The organism is Mariluticola halotolerans (assembly GCF_021611515.1).
In the GTDB taxonomy this organism is placed as follows: Bacteria; Pseudomonadota; Alphaproteobacteria; order Rhizobiales; family Devosiaceae; genus Mariluticola; species Mariluticola halotolerans.
Window position 1 is genome coordinate 1539667 of record NZ_CP090960.1, and the last position, 15989, is coordinate 1555655.

At 59.1% G+C, this 15989-nt stretch carries 19 protein-coding genes and 2 tRNA genes; 11 read left to right on the forward strand and 10 right to left on the reverse strand.

The features are described 5' to 3' along the window. The first annotated feature begins 98 nt into the window (after positions 1-98). Positions 99-1469 carry a putative bifunctional diguanylate cyclase/phosphodiesterase gene (locus L1P08_RS07325; protein ID WP_303619345.1) on the forward strand — a complete coding sequence of 457 codons (1371 nt, stop codon included), beginning with the start codon at positions 99-101 and terminating at the stop codon, positions 1467-1469. Between the two features lie 102 nt (positions 1470-1571). On the opposite strand, the gene L1P08_RS07330 is transcribed toward L1P08_RS07325, so the two are convergent. Then, positions 1572-1646: transfer RNA gene (locus tag L1P08_RS07330), tRNA-Gln, on the reverse strand. Between the two features lie 113 nt (positions 1647-1759). On the opposite strand from L1P08_RS07330, the gene L1P08_RS07335 reads away from it, so the two are divergent. Next, positions 1760-1836 (forward strand) — tRNA-Pro (locus L1P08_RS07335). A 113-nt stretch (positions 1837-1949) separates the two neighbouring features. Here L1P08_RS07335 and L1P08_RS07340 read toward each other — a convergent pair. Next, complete coding sequence (locus L1P08_RS07340) at positions 1950-2570, reverse strand: biotin transporter BioY (RefSeq protein WP_303619346.1); 621 nt, start codon at positions 2568-2570, stop codon at positions 1950-1952. Between the two features lie 65 nt (positions 2571-2635). Here L1P08_RS07340 and L1P08_RS07345 point away from each other — a divergent pair, with 65 nt between their 5' ends. Further along, positions 2636-3556 (forward strand): MBL fold metallo-hydrolase, encoded by a 921-nt coding sequence (locus L1P08_RS07345; protein ID WP_303619347.1) that lies wholly within the window; start codon positions 2636-2638, stop codon positions 3554-3556. On the opposite strand, the gene L1P08_RS07350 is transcribed toward L1P08_RS07345, so the two are convergent. Both L1P08_RS07350 and pdxH read right to left on the reverse strand, forming a co-directional pair. Further along, positions 3549-4319: a DUF1499 domain-containing protein gene (locus L1P08_RS07350; protein WP_303619348.1), complete on the reverse strand. Its 771-nt coding sequence runs from the start codon at positions 4317-4319 to the stop codon at positions 3549-3551. The two genes, L1P08_RS07345 and L1P08_RS07350, sit on opposite strands and share 8 nt — an antisense overlap. 32 nt (positions 4320-4351) lie before the next feature. Then, positions 4352-4981, reverse strand: coding sequence for a pyridoxamine 5'-phosphate oxidase (gene pdxH / locus L1P08_RS07355; protein WP_303619349.1), 630 nt, complete (start codon positions 4979-4981; stop codon positions 4352-4354). Positions 4982-5192: 211 nt separating this feature from the next. Between pdxH and L1P08_RS07360 the strand changes: the two genes are divergently transcribed. After that, positions 5193-6134, forward strand: a complete 942-nt coding sequence (locus tag L1P08_RS07360; protein ID WP_303619350.1) for a DnaJ C-terminal domain-containing protein — start codon at positions 5193-5195, stop codon at positions 6132-6134. Here L1P08_RS07360 and L1P08_RS07365 read toward each other — a convergent pair. Both L1P08_RS07365 and map read right to left on the reverse strand, forming a co-directional pair. Beyond that, positions 6131-7096, reverse strand: coding sequence for an L-threonylcarbamoyladenylate synthase (locus L1P08_RS07365; RefSeq protein ID WP_303619351.1), 966 nt, complete (start codon positions 7094-7096; stop codon positions 6131-6133). The genes L1P08_RS07360 and L1P08_RS07365 overlap by 4 nt on opposite strands. Positions 7097-7100: 4 nt before the next feature. Next, on the reverse strand, positions 7101-7850 hold the full coding sequence (gene map, locus L1P08_RS07370) for a type I methionyl aminopeptidase (protein WP_303619352.1): 750 nt from the start codon (positions 7848-7850) through the stop codon (positions 7101-7103). A gap of 123 nt (positions 7851-7973) precedes the next feature. Between map and L1P08_RS07375 the strand changes: the two genes are divergently transcribed. The 3 genes from L1P08_RS07375 to L1P08_RS07385 are packed head-to-tail and all read left to right on the forward strand — an operon-like array spanning position 7974 to position 9787. Further along, the gene (locus tag L1P08_RS07375) at positions 7974-8915 is read left to right on the forward strand and encodes a histone deacetylase family protein (RefSeq protein ID WP_303619353.1); all 942 of its coding nucleotides are present in this window, start codon (positions 7974-7976) and stop codon (positions 8913-8915) included. A 19-nt stretch (positions 8916-8934) separates the two neighbouring features. After that, complete coding sequence (locus L1P08_RS07380; protein ID WP_303619354.1) at positions 8935-9183, forward strand: exodeoxyribonuclease VII small subunit; 249 nt, start codon at positions 8935-8937, stop codon at positions 9181-9183. Positions 9184-9187: 4 nt separating this feature from the next. Then, a complete protein-coding gene (locus L1P08_RS07385) occupies positions 9188-9787 on the forward strand; it encodes an SCO family protein (RefSeq protein ID WP_303619355.1) in 600 nt (199 codons plus the stop codon). A gap of 19 nt (positions 9788-9806) precedes the next feature. On the opposite strand, the gene aroC is transcribed toward L1P08_RS07385, so the two are convergent. The 3 genes from aroC to fabI all read right to left on the reverse strand — a co-directional run bounded on the left by aroC (position 9807) and on the right by fabI (position 12467). After that, positions 9807-10913 (reverse strand): chorismate synthase, encoded by a 1107-nt coding sequence (gene aroC, locus L1P08_RS07390; protein ID WP_303619356.1) that lies wholly within the window; start codon positions 10911-10913, stop codon positions 9807-9809. 80 nt (positions 10914-10993) lie between these two features. Continuing rightward, positions 10994-11620: a histidine phosphatase family protein gene (locus tag L1P08_RS07395; protein WP_303619357.1), complete on the reverse strand. Its 627-nt coding sequence runs from the start codon at positions 11618-11620 to the stop codon at positions 10994-10996. Between the two features lie 43 nt (positions 11621-11663). Beyond that, the gene (fabI, locus tag L1P08_RS07400; RefSeq protein ID WP_303619358.1) at positions 11664-12467 is read right to left on the reverse strand and encodes an enoyl-ACP reductase FabI; all 804 of its coding nucleotides are present in this window, start codon (positions 12465-12467) and stop codon (positions 11664-11666) included. 107 nt (positions 12468-12574) lie between these two features. On the opposite strand from fabI, the gene L1P08_RS07405 reads away from it, so the two are divergent. Further along, positions 12575-13993: an FAD-binding oxidoreductase gene (locus L1P08_RS07405; protein WP_303619359.1), complete on the forward strand. Its 1419-nt coding sequence runs from the start codon at positions 12575-12577 to the stop codon at positions 13991-13993. Here L1P08_RS07405 and L1P08_RS07410 read toward each other — a convergent pair. After that, positions 13990-14712: an SOS response-associated peptidase gene (locus tag L1P08_RS07410; RefSeq protein WP_303619360.1), complete on the reverse strand. Its 723-nt coding sequence runs from the start codon at positions 14710-14712 to the stop codon at positions 13990-13992. The genes L1P08_RS07405 and L1P08_RS07410 overlap by 4 nt on opposite strands. Before the next feature lie 45 nt (positions 14713-14757). On the opposite strand from L1P08_RS07410, the gene L1P08_RS07415 reads away from it, so the two are divergent. The 3 genes from L1P08_RS07415 to L1P08_RS07425 all read left to right on the forward strand — a co-directional run bounded on the left by L1P08_RS07415 (position 14758) and on the right by L1P08_RS07425 (position 15974). Beyond that, on the forward strand, positions 14758-15150 hold the full coding sequence (locus tag L1P08_RS07415) for an NUDIX domain-containing protein (RefSeq protein ID WP_303619361.1): 393 nt from the start codon (positions 14758-14760) through the stop codon (positions 15148-15150). A gap of 60 nt (positions 15151-15210) precedes the next feature. Continuing rightward, positions 15211-15606: a TIGR02301 family protein gene (locus tag L1P08_RS07420; protein ID WP_303619362.1), complete on the forward strand. Its 396-nt coding sequence runs from the start codon at positions 15211-15213 to the stop codon at positions 15604-15606. A 107-nt stretch (positions 15607-15713) separates the two neighbouring features. Then, positions 15714-15974 carry a hypothetical protein gene (locus L1P08_RS07425; RefSeq protein ID WP_303619363.1) on the forward strand — a complete coding sequence of 87 codons (261 nt, stop codon included), beginning with the start codon at positions 15714-15716 and terminating at the stop codon, positions 15972-15974. The last annotated feature ends 15 nt before the right edge of the window (positions 15975-15989 follow it).

Consider the following 15989-nt stretch of genomic DNA (forward strand, 5'->3'; position numbering starts at 1 on the left):
TCCAGTATCAAAGCCGCCAATCCTTGCAAAAACTTGTTCTTAACAAGAGGGCCCAAATCGTGCACGGTGGTGGGCACCATGCCCAATTAGAAAAGTTTATGGCAAAGACACAGCTCAAACCGCCCTTGGCACATACTACCCATTATTCGCAGCGCATGGTCGTTGCCTATCGTTATGGTTCCTTGATCTTTGCTGGCGTCGGCCTGATTTGGGCGATTGTTTTTGCCACAATTGGCTGGTGGGCGGTCGTTGCTCTGGATTTTGCGATTATCGCCACAGGGCTTTCAGTCTACTTGCTGATCCGGCGCGGCCATCTCGCCTTTGGGCTTTTGGCTGCACAAGCTGCCCTAATCGCCATAGCCATTATCATGGGGCTGGTTCTGGATGTACCAACGGCCGAAGCCCCCAGGGTCAGCCATCTCTACCTTCTGGTGATCGCAGCCCTTGGCTATCTCAACTATCAACGGGAGAAATCGCGCCCGCAGTTGGCGTTGATCGGCATCTGTCTGGTAGCCTTTATCGTGCTCGCCAGCGCACCGTTGGCAAGTCCGCTTGTTGTGACGATGCCCGATGCCCTGCGCGGCGCCGGCACCTGGGCCAATACAATTCTGGCTACAACAATGCTGGCTGCCTGCGTTCATGCAATGCAGGCCGAGTTTGTACGCAAGGACAAATCCAGCCGCGATCTGATGGCCGCCTTGTTAAAGGATGAGTTCCAACTCGTTTGTCAACCGCAGGTCGGTTTAGATCGCGCCACAATAGGCGCGGAAGCGCTTTTGCGCTGGCATAGCCCGCGACGCGGCACTGTCTCTCCAGTTGAGTTTATTCCGCAAGCAGAGAAACTTGGTCTTATGGTGGCCATTGGCGGGTGGGTGCTTGAGGAAGGGTGCCGTATACTTGCCGAATGGAGCCAGAAACCCGGGTTTCGAGATTTGACATTGTCCATCAACGTAAGCGCCAGTCAGCTCATGCATGAGGGCTTCGAAGAGCTGGTGCACAATACCCTTGTTAAAACCCACGCGAACCCGCACCGCCTGATCCTTGAGTTGACCGAAAGCGTGTTGGTGACTGAAATGGAGCTGGTCAACGCCAAGCTCCATGCGTTGCGTAATCTCGGGATCACCATATCACTCGATGATTTCGGCACCGGTTATTCCTCACTATCCTACCTGCGGCGATTGCCCATCCAGCAGATCAAGATCGATCGCAGCTTTGTGCAGGATTCGGGCAGCAGCGGACGCAGTGCCTCGCTGGCCCGAAACGTCGTCCAGATTGGGCGGGATCTCGGTTACAAGGTTCTGGCCGAAGGCGTGGAAACAGAGGAGCAACACGCATTGTTGACCCAGTTCGGCAGTGTGCAATTTCAGGGTTTTCTCTATGGCAAGCCGCTGGCCTTAGCCGATTTTGAGCGCCGTATCGAAACTGAGGCGCGAGGCCGTTCTCCACAAAATCCGTCCACAACCGATTAGCTGGCATCCAGCCGACAACGCCATCACAAGGAAGGCGTGGGCACTAACGTTTTGTGGATGAGAGCCCGTTCGGATGATCAGCATATCTGATCTTTGGGAGCTTGGCTGGGGCGGCAGGATTCGAACCTACGAATGGCGGCATCAAAAGCCGCTGCCTTACCACTTGGCGACGCCCCAAGCGGCTTGGTACCTACACGGTTTAGCTCAGCAGCGCAACAGAGCAAGAAGGTGATTTTCAACGCTTGTGCACGCGACAATCCGGCGATATAACGCGCGCAGCAATTTACTGACGGAGTATAGCGCAGCCTGGTAGCGCACCTCGTTCGGGACGAGGGGGTCGGGTGTTCGAATCACCCTACTCCGACCAATCAAGGCCGGTTCCTCTGGAACCGGCCTTTCCTTTTGCCCGCCATCAGATTTAGCAGTCATAAAAAAACCGGCTCCGAAGAGCCGGTTTCATCATTTTTGATTTGCTGCCAATCAGGCTTTGCCGCTCTTGATCAGCTGCCAGCCGCCAACAACAGACAGGGCAGCCAGCGCCATTTTCAGAACATCCCATACGATGAAGGGCTGAACGGCCTTGGCGAAGGCAGAACCGAGAATGTTGGACTGGTCAATCCAGCCAGCGCTGCCGGCCATTGCGGCAAGCCAGATAAAGCCCAGCGCGAACGAAAAGGCATTGCCGAGAATCATGGCACCGAACAGTTTCGGGAAGCTGCGCGAGGCGCCCATATCGGCCGCACGTCCGATAATATAAGCCATTGCGAGCCAGCCAATGATGAAGCCACCGGTGGGGCCAAGAATATAGGCTGCGCCAGCACCGGCGCCAGCGAATACAGGCAAGCCTGCCATGCCTTCAAGAATGTAGAGCGCGAGGGTTGCAACACCGATACGCGCGCCAAAGGCAGCGGCAAGACCGGCAACGGCGAGGCTTTGCAGGGTGACCGGCACAGGCCATGTCGGCACCTGGATTTTTGCAGCGATGGTCAACAAAACGGTGCCCAGAACGACAGTCACCAGATTGGATGCCAGGCGGGCTGTATCGCCCTTGGGCTGAAGCGTACCGAGCAGTGTGTTCGGTGTAGTCAAAGTCATGGCCATGAGGTTAAGGTCCTTCCCAACCGATTATTGTTTCTCTTGAATATCCGTCCGGCCACGCGAGTGCAATGCCTAGCTCAGCTTCTGTTTTGACCTTTGACACGGATTTTGATCCGCAAACCGGCAGACCCGTCACGATAATGCCGGGGCTGCAGCGCATTACCGCGCCCAATGCCAGCGCCTTTACGTTTACGGGCACAAACAGCTTTCTGGTGGGTGACACAGCTTTGGCGGTGATTGACCCCGGCCCGAATCATGATGACCATCTGGCAGCGCTGCTGGAAGTGATTGATGAGCGTCCGGTTGAAGCCATTATCCTTACCCATACACACAAGGATCATTCTGCGCTGGTGCCGCGCCTTGCGGCGGCAACCGGTGCGCCGGTGTGGTTTGGGGGGCAGCACCGGCTGTCGCGCCCAAAAGGGCTGTTTGAGATCAACCCCATCGCGGGTTCCTGCGACTGGGGTTCAGTGCCGGACCGCCGGTTGGTTGACGGTGATGTGCTCCATTTCGGGGCCATCGTGCTGGAAGTCATCACCACACCGGGGCATTGCGCCAATCATCTGGCTTTCGGGGTGTGCGACACGCCCTATTTGCTGAGCGGTGACCATGTGATGGGCTGGAATTCCACGCTGGTGGCGGTGCCCGATGGCTCAATGGCCGATTACTTCGCCTCGCTGGACAAGCTGCTTGACCGGGAGTGGTCGCATTACCTGCCGGCGCATGGCGGACCTATTGCTGATGCGCCTGCCTATGTGCGGCATTTAAGGGCGCACCGTGCGCATCGGAACACCCAAATTCTTGACGCGCTTTCAGCCGGCGCTCTGACAGTCGATGACTTGCGGCGACACATCTATCCGCATCTGCCTGCGGCCAATCTGGTGGCCGCCGGGATGACACTGAAGGCGCATCTGGAATATCTGGAAGAGCTGAACCAGGTTCGGTCCCGCCCGGCCCTTGGCGGGCGGCGCTATAGCCGGCTTACCTGACGCTATTGCTGAATGCGGGCACCGGCGGCGCGCCCGCGGCAGGTGCCTTGTAGGCGTCCGCCAGGATCGCCGCGTCGAGATCGCCGAGAAAGGCCTCAATACGGCGGCCATTTTGCCCCAGATCACCACCATGAGCGGCGACGGAGGCTGAGCGCATCTGCACTTGCGTGGCCGCAAAACTGCCCGCAACCGCAATCGCCACCTCGTCACGCCACCCCAGCAAGGTTGTATCGATGGCGTTGATCTGGCCATCTGCCGTCTCCAGATCGGGGGGATCGCGGCGAATGATTTGCCAGCCGCGCTGCTGCACCAGACCGTCGATCACCCGGAAGGTCTCGTTGACCCCGAGCGCATAATTTCGCGCCCGCACATCGGGAAAGGCTGCAAGAATTTCTTCCCGGCTTGCCATATTATCCGACACCTGAGGTGTGGCTTCTTCAAGTTCAATCGTTGCGGCGGCTGTGCTTACATCCACCGCCAAAGGATATCGGGTAGCCATGTAGCTGCCATAGAAGACGGGCGAAAGACACACCGCCCCCAAGAACACACCGGTGATTGCCCGGTTCCAGCCCCGATCACCGGTAATCCATAGCCGCACCAGGGCTGAAAGCCCGATCAGCAATGCAGCGCCGGCAAAGCCCATGGCAAGGGTTTCGATCAGGATGAACGTATCGCTATTGACCAACGCCGCCCGGTGCAAGGGAATGGGGATCACCGCCAGCGGCAGCGCGAAGCTGCCAAGCCTTCGGGCCCATATGGCCAAACGGGACGTTCGGATGAGAATTCGCATGGGGCCTAGGGGTTGAGCCGCTGACGTGACCAGGCATCGCCATCTGCACGAAACAGCACCCGGTCATGCAAACGGAATTCGCCGTCTTTCCAGAATTCGATTTCCACCGGCTTTATCCGGAAACCCGACCAATAGTCAGGCCGGGGCACCTCGTCGCCAAATTCGGCATCGAGAGTGCGGCTGCGCGCGACCAATTCGCTGCGACTGCCGAGCGGCCGGCTTTGTGCCGAGGCATGCGCGCCGATTTTGGAGCCGCGCGGACGGGAAGCGAAATAAGCATCTGCCTCGGCTGTGCTCACTTCTTCCACCGCACCGCGAATACGGATCTGGCGGCGCAGGGATTTCCAGTGAAACAAAAGCGCCGCTTTCGGATTGGCCAGCAATTCCCGGCCCTTGGCGCTGCCGAAATTGGTGAAAAACACGAAACCGCGCCTGTCACGGCCGTTAAGCAGGACCATGCGCACATCCGGCAAGCCATCGCTATCGACAGTTGCGAGCGCCATTGCGCCGGGATCGTTGATTTCCGAGACTTTTGCCTCTTCCAGCCAGGCTTCGAACAATTCAAAGGGATCGATATTCCCCTTGTTGTCATCGTCGAAAACCTGATCGGTGATGGTCTGGTCTGAATGGGTCATGCCGGCCTTCTACATGGATGCAGGTCCCGCGATGCTGGACAAGCGGTTAGACGGTAGCCATATATGCAGATGACAGAACAGGCTGGCAACCGAAAGAACGTGATATGGTTTGTTCAAACAATATCACGTACCCGGTTTGCAGAGATTGCGCGTTCGCCATCGCATAACCATATGCAATGGAGAATACGTCGAAGAAATTTGAAAGTGAGGCATGAGAGACCCTTATAGTGTTTTGGGCGTGGGCAAAAACGCCAGCGAAAAAGAGATCAAGACCGCTTATCGCAAACTGGCCAAAACCTACCATCCGGACCAGAACAGCGACGACCCCAAGGCCCAGGCGAAGTTCGCCGAGGCCACGAACGCCTATGACTTGCTGTCAGACAAGCAGAAACGGGCCCAGTTCGACCGCGGGGAAATCGACGCCGATGGCAATCCAAAGTTTGCCGGGTTCGATCCGCGCGCCCATGGTGGCGCTGCACGCGGCCAGGCCGGCGGTTTCAGCGCAGAAGACATTTTGAAGGAATTCATGAGCGGGTTCGGCCCCACAGGCGGTGGCCGCCGGGCCGGCCCTCAGCCCGGTGCACAGCAATGGGACCCTTTTGCCGGGGCCACAGCCGGCGCAGGCCGGGCCCAGCCACGCGCCAAGGGCGCAGACAGCGCGGCGAGCGTGCGGGTTTCGCTCGAGGAAGCCAGCAATGCCAAATCTGTTGCCGTCAAGCTTCCCGGCGGCAAGACCTTGTCGATCAAGCTGCCTGCCGAGGTCGAAGACGGCCAGCAAATTCGCCTCAAGGGCCAGGGGCAGCCCTCACCGTTCGGCGGCGAGCCGGGTGATGCCATTGTCACGGTGAAATTTGCCAAGCACAAAAGCTTCCGCCGTGATGGCAATGACCTGCGCGTAGACCTGCCGATCACGCTGTATGAGGCTGTGCTTGGGGCCAAGGTGCGGGTGCCAACGCTTGGTGGCACAGTCGAACTCAACCTGCCCCCCGGCGTTGATACCGCAAAATCCCTGCGCCTCAAGGGCAAGGGCATGTTCGGCAAGGGCGATATTTTGGTGAACCTGCGGGTTGTGCTGCCCGAGGGCGGCGATCCTGACCTTGAGAGCCTGATGCGGTTCTGGCGCGACCAGAAACCCTATACAGTACGCGACTAGGCTTTGGCGACAGGGTCGCGCGGGGCAGCTGCACGCTGCAAGCGGTCATTGATGGCCTCACCCAGCCCCTGAAACGGCACCGGCGCAACAGCGATGCCTGTGGCACCAGATGCATCCAGCTCATGCAGGCAGGTGAACAGGTTACGGGCGGCTTCACGCAGATCGCCGCTGGGCGACAGATTGCGCATCGGCCCGTCAAAAACAGGTTCGCCGCCGAAGGCCAGATAGGCCTCACCAGCTTCCGGGCTGATCACATCAAGCCGGATGTCCGTCTTTGGCGCATAATGGTTGAGCAGCATGCCCGGCGCGGTAATCGCGCTCCCCTCGCCTATTGCGGGCACGGGCATACCAAGCGTTTCGGCAATATCGTCACGCGCCAGTGCGCCTGTGCGCAATTGCACAACAGCCTCACCATCAATGGCCAAAATGGTCGATTCCAGGCCGGCATGGCAGGGACCGCCATCGAGGACGGGCACCTGCCCGTCAAAGCCGCTGATCACCTCTGAGGCCCGCGTGGGTGAGAGGCGGCCCGAAGGGTTGGCCGATGGCGCGGCCAGCGGCTTGCCGACGGCCGCAATCAGTTCGCGTGCCGCGGGATGGGCGGGAATGCGGATGGCGAGGGTTGGCAAGCCTGCCGTGACAATATCTGCAATGCCGTTATCGGGCAGCATCGGCAGCACCAGACTCATTGGTCCCGGCCAAAATGCTGCCGCCACCTTCTCCGCCAGGGGCGAGAAAACCACCAATTGTCTGGCCATAGCCAGGTCGGCACAGTGCACGATCAGCGGGTTGAAACGCGGGCGGCCCTTGGCCTGATAAACGTTGAGCACGGCATCCGCGTTGGTCGCATCCGCCCCAAGCCCGTAGACCGTCTCGGTGGGAAAGGCGCATATCTGCCCTTCCCGCAAAATCGCGGCGGCTTCCTGAATGGTGGTCGGATGGATAGTGGCGGAAATGATCAAAGCCTCAGTTTGGAAGCGTTACGACAAGCGGCCCGGTGCGGGTGGCTATAACCGTATGCTCATATTGCACTGTGAGGGCGCGGGGGGCGCTTAGCAAGGTCCAGTCGTCATTGCCCTGATCAGCCCAGGTGGCCCCGAGCGACAGGAAGGGCTCAACCGTAATGACCAGCCCTTCGGTCAGGTGGCGCTTCTCACGCTTGTCAGGCCAGGTGGCAATCTCGCCCGGTTCGTCATGCAGGGAGTTGCCAACGCCGTGGCTGGCGAGATTTTTCACCAGCGTATAGCCATTGCGGTTGGCAAATTTGCCAATGGCATTGCCAATTCCGGCGATTGCCCTGTTGGCGCTGACCTCGCGCAGCCCTGTCCACATGGCCCGGCGGCCATCGCGGCAGAGCCGGGCAATGGTGGGGCTGACCGGCGGCACGGCAAAGGACGCGCCGGTATCGGCAAAGACGCCATTCTTTTCCGCCGAAATGTCGATATTCACCAGATCGCCGGCGTCGATCCGGCGCGGGCCGGGAATGCCATGGGCAATTTCTTCATTGACGCTGATGCAGGTGGCACCGGGGAAGTCATAGGTCAGTTCGGGTGCAGACCGCGCCCCTTCCCGCTCCAGCAGCGCGCGCGCATAATCATCCAGTTCAGCAGTGGTTATGCCCGGCTCCAGGATATCGGCTACGGACTGCAACGTATTGGCGACAATCTTGCCAATTTCCTGCAATTTCCTGAGTTCTTCCTCACTCGAGACCGTCATGATGCAATCCTAGTTTTAAACAAACGGTCTATTCCGTTCGGATCTGTTCTCAGCCGTTGTTTGACAAGTGCCCGCGCCCACGTCAAGAAGATGGTCAATGCGGCAAAACGAGTATTCCTGTTTATGACAACACTACTTGTCAGCCATCCCCAAGGGCTTCAGCACCTCACACCCGAAGGCCATATGGAGCGGCCTGACCGGTTGCGGGCCATTGAGAATACGCTTTCACGCACCAAATTCGACAAGTTGATGCGCCAGGATGCGCAGACCGTGGACCTGGCGATTGCCGAACTGGTTCATGGTGACCGCTATCTCGCCCGCCTGCGCGACGCGCGGCCGATGGAGGGTATCGGCATGATCGATGGCGACACCTATATTTCGGCCGGCTCGTTCGATGCAGCAGCATCCGGCGTCGGTGCCGGATTGCAGGCGCTCGACGCCGTGATCCTTGGTGAAGCCGATAATGCTTTCTGCGCCATCCGCCCTCCCGGCCATCATGCCGAAATCGACCGCCCGATGGGGTTTTGTCTGGTCAACAATATCGCCATTGTCGCCCGCGAGGCGCAGCGCAAACATGGCGCAGAACGGATCGCCATTGTCGATTTCGACGTGCATCACGGCAATGGCACCCAGGATATCTTTTATAATGACCCAAGTGTCTTTTACGCCTCTAGCCACGAGATGCCGCTGTTTCCCGGTACCGGTGCTTTAAACGAGACCGGGGTTGGCAACATTTGCAATGCCCCGCTGAAAACGCAGTCAGATGGCGCGGCCATGCGTGAGGTCTATAAGGACCGGATTTTCCCGGCGCTGCATCATTTTGCGCCGGACATCATTCTGGTTTCCGCCGGGTTCGATGCCGAACAGCGCGACCCGCTGGCCAATCTGAACTGGGTGGCCGCTGATTTTGCCTGGCTCACAGGCAAGTTGATGGATATGGCCGACAAGCATTGCGACAACCGCCTCGTCTCGCTACTTGAAGGGGGATATGATTTAGGTGGCCTGGCGGACGGCGTTGCCGCCCATGTTGCCATGTTGCAGGATGGCGCGCTTGGCAGCGTGTGACGTTTTTAAGGAAAATCCGATGGCAGAACAAACCGATAATGATGTGAAAGCCATGAGCTTTGAACAGGCTCTGGCAGAACTCGAAACGATTGTTGGCAAACTGGAAAGCGGCCAGGCTCCCTTGCAGGAATCGATTGCCATTTATGAGCGCGGCGAGGCGCTGAAGAAGCATTGCGAGACCCTGCTCAAGACGGCCGAGGCGCGGATTGAGAAAATCACGCTGTCCCGCGAGGGCACGGCCGCCGGCACAGAACCGCTGGACAGCTGACACCATGAAAGAGACGTCCGGGCTGGCGCGCCTGCGATTTATACTATGGGGACTGGTTGTGATCGTCGGTCTTGGGGCGACCGTGCTCTATCTCGTGCGCCCGCCCGAGCGGCCGGTGGGGCTTTATGGGGGCACGTTTTCGCTGTCGGCCACAACCGGCGGCACGTTCACCCAAAACGACCTCAAGGGCGTCCCCAGCCTGATCTTTTTTGGTTATACCTATTGTCCCGATGTGTGCCCCACCACACTGGCCGAATCGACAGGCTGGCGGCAGAGGCTGAATCTGACGCCCGATGGTTTGCGGATTATCTTTGTCACCGTGGACCCCGAACGGGACACACTTGAAGCGCTGACGACCTATCTATCGGGCTTTGGCGGGCAGGTGATCGGGCTGACTGGCACAGAGGCCGAAGTGGAGGCCACCAAAAAAGCCTTTGGGGTCATCTCCGAGAAGGTGGAGAACGAATCCAGCACCGAATATCTGGTCAATCATACCGCCAGCGTCTTCATGATTGATGCTGACGGGCGGTTTGACGGCACCATCGCCTATGGCGAACCGACGGACACGGCCCTAGCCAAGGTAAGCAAGCTTACCGGCCTTTAGGTAATCCTGTCTGGTCTACCTAATACCCCACGCCCCCATCGCGCCCGGTCTGGCCGCGATGGCGCAGGAAATGGTCGGCCAATACCAGCGCCATCATCGCTTCGCCAATCGGCACGGCGCGGATGCCAACGCAGGGATCATGACGGCCCTTGGTGATGATGTCGGTGTCCTCATTGGCCGTGGTCACCGTCTCACGCGGGGTCAGGATTGAAGAGGTCGGCTTGACTGCGAAGCGCACCACAACCGGATCTCCGGTGGAGATGCCGCCCAGAATGCCGCCCGCCTTGTTGGACTTGAAATAGGGCGCGTCAGGCCCGGCGCGCATTTCGTCGGCATTGGCGTCGCCTGTCAGCTCGGCTGAATCAAAGCCCGCCCCGATTTCCACGGCCTTGACCGCGTTGATGCTCATCATGGCCGATGCCAGGTCAGCGCTCAGTTTGCCATAGACCGGCGCCCCCCAACCCGCAGGCACCCCTTCGGCGACCACTTCGATAACGGCGCCGACCGAATTGCCATCCTTGCGGATACCATCGAGATAATCAGCCCAGAGCAGAGCTGCCTTGGGGTCGGCGCAAAAGAACGGGTTCTGATCAACCTGATCCCAATCGAAATTATCGTAGTCGATCTTGTGCGGGCCCACCTGCACCAAAGAGGCGCGGATCTTGATATTGGGCAGCACCAGCCGGGCAATGGCCCCGGCGGCCACGCGAGCCGCAGTTTCGCGCGCCGAGGAGCGCCCGCCGCCGCGGTAATCGCGAATGCCGTATTTCTGGTGATAGGTGTAATCGGCGTGCCCCGGACGATATTTGTCGCGGATCTCGGAATAGTCCTTGGAGCGCTGATCGGTATTCTCGATCATCAGCGAAATTGGTGTGCCGGTGGTTTTCAGCCCGTCCGTACGCTCATCCTCGAACACGCCGGAGAGGATTTTCACCTCATCGGCTTCCCGCCGCTGGGTGGTATATTTCGACTGGCCCGGTTTGCGGCGATCGAGATCGCGCTGGATGATTTCCGCGCTGATATCGAGCATGGGCGGACAACCGTCAACGACCACGCCCAGGGCGGGGCCGTGGCTTTCACCCCAGGTGGTGAAGCGGAAAAGATGGCCAAATGAATTATCCGACATGTCGCGCCTTGCAAAAGTTTGACCTGTTCTAGAAACCGCAGGGCGCGGCGTCAATCACAAGGGTGCGGATGGTATGCGGCCTAGGCTTGCTGGACGCTGCTCATCTCGGATTCGTGCATGGTCATCTGCCCCATGCGGAAATGGGCGATCACACCCTGGGGGGGTGGCCAATTGACCACCTCACCATGGGGCGCGCCTTCCACGATATGGCGCAGAACCCGCTGAATGCCGCCATGCGCGACAATGACCGAAAGCGCCGGCAAATCGGCGGCGAAGCTTTTCAGCCTATCGGCCACATCTTCGTAATTTTCACCCTCGGGCGGCCGATGATACCAGTATTCGGCATTGCGCCGTCCGGGTGCCTGCGCCAATTCGGGCGGCAGCTCGTCATGCAAAAATCCCTCGAGCGTGCCAAAGGAAATTTCCTTCAACCGGTCATCAAATATCACCGGCGGCAAGGTCACATCGAATGCGGCCCGCATGCGATCCATGGTTTCCGAGGCGCGGCTCAGCGGGGACGCGTACCAGCCGATCGTTGCCGGATCGATTTTGTCCCGCGCCAGCAATTCGCGGAGCAACGGCCCATTGGCATCGGCCTGCTGCCGGCCAAGAGCATTGAGGGGAATATCCTTTGACCCCTGATAACGGCGTTCGCGATTCCAGTCGGTTTCACCGTGACGCGCGAAATAAAACTCCGGCCAGTTCATGGTCGTTGCACAGGTCCTTGTATTTGAAACGGCCTGAGGGAGATCAGGCCTCGTCGGCGGTATTATCCAGCACTTTCATGCCAAGAATATTATAGCCGCCATCAACATAGTGAATTTCGCCGGTTGTGCCGCTGGAGAGATCAGACAGCAGATACATGCCCGCGCTGCCCACTTCATCGGTGGTGACATTGCGGCGCAGCGGCGCATTCGATTCCTGATAGTGCAGCATGTCGCGCAGATTGCCGATGCCTGAGGCTGCAAGGGTCTTGATGGCGCCTGCAGAAATGGCGTTGACGCGGATGCCCTTGGGGCCCATGTCGGCTGCCAGATAACGCACACTGGCTTCAAGCGCGGCCTTGGCGACGCCCATCACGTTGTAGTTGGGCAGTACTTTTTCAGCACCGTAATAGGTAAGGGTCAGCAGCGAGCCGCCGTCGGTCATCAACGCTTCGGCGCGCTTGGCGACCGCCGTGAAGGAATAAACCGAGATATCCATGGTCAGCGCGAAATTATCGCGGCTGGTCTCGATATAGCGACCCTCAAGCTCTTCCTTGTTGGAAAAGCCGATGGCGTGCACCACGAAATCGAGCTTGCCCCATTTCTGTTTGATGGCCTCGAAGGTCTTGTCCATGGCGTCGCTGTCGGAGACATCGCATTCGACGACAAAATCGGAACCGAGTTCAGCGGCCAGCGGATCAACGCGGCGCTTGAGCGCTTCACCCTGGTAGGAAAAAGCCACCTCGGCGCCCTGGGCATGAACTGCCTTGGCAATGCCCCAGGCGATCGACCGATTGTTCGCAACGCCCATAATCAGGCCGCGCTTACCCGCCATCAAACCTTCAGCCATTTATCGTTCCCTTCGGCACATAATCAATGGCCCGGTTGTGCCACAAGCCCATGACAATTAGCAAGTTCTCCCTTTCCTCTCCGCGCGCGGCCAAATATGGTTTCACCATGAGTTTTTCACCCGACCAGATCGCCACCGAGCTACTGCACATTCTGCAACCGGACTCGGTTATTGCCGACCCCATTCATATGGGGGCCTATATCAATGAGCCACGCAAGCGCTTCCACCAGACAGCTGCCGCCGTGGTCTTGCCGCGCAATGTGGAACAGGTGCAGGCCATTGCCCGCTGGGCCAATGCCAATGGAGTGGCGCTGATCCCCCAGGGCGGCAATACCGGGCTTGTGGGCGCGCAGGTGCCCATTTCGGGTGCCGAGGTGATTGTCAGCCTGACCAAGCTGCATGCGGTGCGCGAGGTGAATGCCGAAGCCGGGCACATGACGGTTGAGGCGGGACTGACCTTGCAGGAAGCTCATCAAGCCGCCGATGAGGCCGGGGCATTATTGCCGCTGACCATCGCCTCGCAAGGCTCGGCGCGGATTGGCGGTGTTTTGTCCTCCAATGCGGGCGGGGTGCAGGTTCTCGCCTATGGCAATGCGCGCGAACTCTGTCTCGGGGTTGAGGCCGTGCTGGCGGATGGGCGGCTTTATCGCGGGCTTAATGCGCTGCGCAAGGACAATACCGGCTATGATCTGCGCGATCTGCTGATCGGGGCTGAAGGCACGCTGGGGATCATTACCGCCGCGACGCTGAAACTTTACCCCAAGCCCGAAGGCTATGAGACCGCGCTGGTCAGTGTCCCCTCCCCGCGCGCCGCGCTGACGCTGTTTGCGCAGATGCGCGAACGCGCCGGCAACAGCCTGACTGCTTTTGAACTAATACCGCGCATCGGCATCGACATTCAGTTGCATCACGGCATGATCGGCCACGATCCGGCGGCCGGCCCCTCCCCCTGGTATGCGTTGCTTGAAATTTCACGTCCCAAGGGTGGACGCGAAGGTGTGCTCACCGAGGGTCTCGAGGCGGCTTACGAAGCCGGGTTGATTGGTGACGCAACCACGCTGGCCGAATCCGAAGCGGACCGGACGCTGATGTGGACCATGCGTGAACAAATGAGCGAATGCCAAAGCCGGGAAGGCGCATCGATCAAGCACGATGTTTCGGTACCTGTTGCCGCCGTGCCGGATTTGATCGCGCAGGGCACAGACGCGGTTGGAAAACTGGATCCGGCCATTCGCCCGGTGCCGTTCGGGCATATGGGGGACGGCAATATCCACTTCAATTTCAGCCAGCCCGCCGGGGCCGACCCGAAAGCCTTCATGCGCGATTTCGAGGAACCGGTGCATGATGCGGTTTATGAAGTGGTGAAGCGGTTGGGCGGATCAGTTTCTGCAGAGCATGGCATTGGCCAGCTGAAGACGGATTTGCTGAAACAGGTGAAAGACCCGGTCGCGCTTGAAATGATGCATGCCGTGAAGAAAGCACTCGATCCCAACGGTATATTAAACCCGGGGAAACTACTCAGTTAAAACAAATCCATCTGTTTGCTTACTGGCTTTTTCGGCGTCTCTGGCCGCGCTTCGCTGACCACATCGAGCAGGTGCAGGTCGTCATTTTGCACGCTGTTGATCCGGGTTGAAACAGGATGCCAATCGAGCTTGCCTTCTGGCAGGGCGCGCAGCATGGCATAGGCTTCCTTTTCGTTCACGCCACGCACATTCAACCAGTCGTCAATCTGTGATTTGCCGATGAGCGCGGGCATGCGCTCGTGAATGTGCCGGATGTCCTTGTTTGCTGAAAGGGTGATGATGGCCGTGGTGTCGATTTCCTCGCCATCCGGCCCCATCCAGGTGGAATAGACCCCGGCAAAAGCCATCGGCTCGCTGTCCTTGAGGGTAATATAATAGGGCTGCTTCTTGCCGTCGGCCCCTTTGCGCCATTCATAATAGCCGCTGGCGGGTATTATGCAGCGGTGATGGCGCAAACCACCCTTGAAGGCAGGTTTCTCGGGGAGGGTTTCGGTGCGGGCATTGATGATCAGCGGGAATTCGCGCGGGTCCTTGACCCACATGGGCACCAGCCCCCAGCGCATCAGGATTGCCCGGCGCAGCTTTTCCTGATCGGCAATGACAATGACCGGCTGGGTTGGCGCGATGTTGAAGCGGGGCGGATAATCGACGCCCTCAATAATATCAAACCACTCCTGCAGTACCGCGGGGGCCAGGTTCAGCGTAAATCGTCCGCACATGAAAGGCTCCTTGATCGCTTGGGGCATTCTGGACGAGATTGGGGCATGCAATCCATCCCCAATGCCGTCAGTGTTGCTATTTTTTCCGGACCGGAAGCGCTGTTGATCCAGCGTGCCCGTGCCCCTTATCAGGGTTACTGGACGCTGCCGGGCGGGCGCATGGAGCGGGCCGAGGTGCCGGAAGACACGGCCAGGCGGGAGATCAGGGAAGAGCTCGGGCTTGATCTTGGGGCCCTGTTGCCGGTGACAATTTCCAGTGGCGGCGGCGGTTTCGTGCTGGCGGTATTTGCGGCACGGCTGAAAGCGGGCCGGCCAAAACCCTCTGACGAGATTGCCGACTGGCAGTGGACGCATCCCGATTCGCTGGTTGTGGCACCAGTGACGCCGGGTTTGGCGCGGATACTCCTGCAAGCCGCAGATGTGCTGAACGGCGGCTGAAATTATCCACTACTCATTCCACTGCTTGCGCGCCACGGCCAGCTCTGGCAGGAAAGGCGCATGCGCACCCTGCCCGCCCATCGCCGTTTTGCCCGAATCGCTTTTACTGCGGGACTGCTTGCTTTCGGCGGTTTTAGTGCGCGCGCCTATGCCATCGACCCGCCCTATCAGGCGGAAATGGAGCGGCTTATCGAGGTTCTTGGCTCCCTCTATTTCCTGCAACCCCTGTGCGAGGCCGGACAGGAAGACTGGCGGGCGGAAGCGTCAGACCTGATCGCGCTGGACCAGCCGGTCGATGAGCGGCGGCAGCGCCTTGTGGGTGCATTCAATGCCGGCTACGAGGCCTATGCCCGCACTTATCGCAGCTGCACACCCTCCGCCCATGAGGCCATGGAGCGGTTGTTGATTGAGGCCGAACACGCTGCCCGGGAACTTAACGCAGATTTCACCGAATAGGCATTGTTACAATTGGCTACAATGCGTTAACCTTTAGGTTACTTCTCATAGGCATTCGCGCCGTTCGCGTGCTACCTCACATGCAACCTAAAGTGAGCACTCCCCGCATGTTTCTATTCGCCGATACCGACGCCATGATCCAACGCGAACAAGACGAACGCCAGCTGGCGCTCGAATATATCGCAGAAGCCTGGAACAGCGCCGAGCAGGATGGCGTTGAAGGCGAAGCCTTGGCACACGCCGCGCTGTTTGCTGCCATTGCGACGCTGGTCAAAACCTTTGGCGAAGAGGCGACAGCCGAGCTGGTCGCGCGCCTGCCCGATCGTATCCGGCATGGCGAATACAGCCTTGATCGCGTTATTCAGTAAGCTGCCGGACGCTAT

Bases quoted from the DNA above. Each gene is read 5' to 3' on its own strand.
- L1P08_RS07325 (WP_303619345.1), top strand. From the start codon at position 99: ATGGCAAAGACACAGCTCAAACCGCCCTTGGCACATACTACCCATTAT.
- L1P08_RS07340 (WP_303619346.1), bottom strand. From the start codon at position 2,570: ATGGCCATGACTTTGACTACACCGAACACACTGCTCGGTACGCTTCAG.
- L1P08_RS07345 (WP_303619347.1), top strand. From the start codon at position 2,636: ATGCCTAGCTCAGCTTCTGTTTTGACCTTTGACACGGATTTTGATCCG.
- pdxH (WP_303619349.1), bottom strand. From the start codon at position 4,981: ATGACCCATTCAGACCAGACCATCACCGATCAGGTTTTCGACGATGAC.
- L1P08_RS07360 (WP_303619350.1), top strand. From the start codon at position 5,193: ATGAGAGACCCTTATAGTGTTTTGGGCGTGGGCAAAAACGCCAGCGAA.
- map (WP_303619352.1), bottom strand. From the start codon at position 7,850: ATGACGGTCTCGAGTGAGGAAGAACTCAGGAAATTGCAGGAAATTGGC.
- L1P08_RS07375 (WP_303619353.1), top strand. From the start codon at position 7,974: ATGACAACACTACTTGTCAGCCATCCCCAAGGGCTTCAGCACCTCACA.
- L1P08_RS07380 (WP_303619354.1), top strand. From the start codon at position 8,935: ATGGCAGAACAAACCGATAATGATGTGAAAGCCATGAGCTTTGAACAG.
- L1P08_RS07385 (WP_303619355.1), top strand. From the start codon at position 9,188: ATGAAAGAGACGTCCGGGCTGGCGCGCCTGCGATTTATACTATGGGGA.
- aroC (WP_303619356.1), bottom strand. From the start codon at position 10,913: ATGTCGGATAATTCATTTGGCCATCTTTTCCGCTTCACCACCTGGGGT.
- L1P08_RS07395 (WP_303619357.1), bottom strand. From the start codon at position 11,620: ATGAACTGGCCGGAGTTTTATTTCGCGCGTCACGGTGAAACCGACTGG.
- fabI (WP_303619358.1), bottom strand. From the start codon at position 12,467: ATGGCTGAAGGTTTGATGGCGGGTAAGCGCGGCCTGATTATGGGCGTT.
- L1P08_RS07405 (WP_303619359.1), top strand. From the start codon at position 12,575: ATGAGTTTTTCACCCGACCAGATCGCCACCGAGCTACTGCACATTCTG.
- L1P08_RS07410 (WP_303619360.1), bottom strand. From the start codon at position 14,712: ATGTGCGGACGATTTACGCTGAACCTGGCCCCCGCGGTACTGCAGGAG.
- L1P08_RS07415 (WP_303619361.1), top strand. From the start codon at position 14,758: ATGCAATCCATCCCCAATGCCGTCAGTGTTGCTATTTTTTCCGGACCG.
- L1P08_RS07420 (WP_303619362.1), top strand. From the start codon at position 15,211: ATGCGCACCCTGCCCGCCCATCGCCGTTTTGCCCGAATCGCTTTTACT.
- L1P08_RS07425 (WP_303619363.1), top strand. From the start codon at position 15,714: ATGTTTCTATTCGCCGATACCGACGCCATGATCCAACGCGAACAAGAC.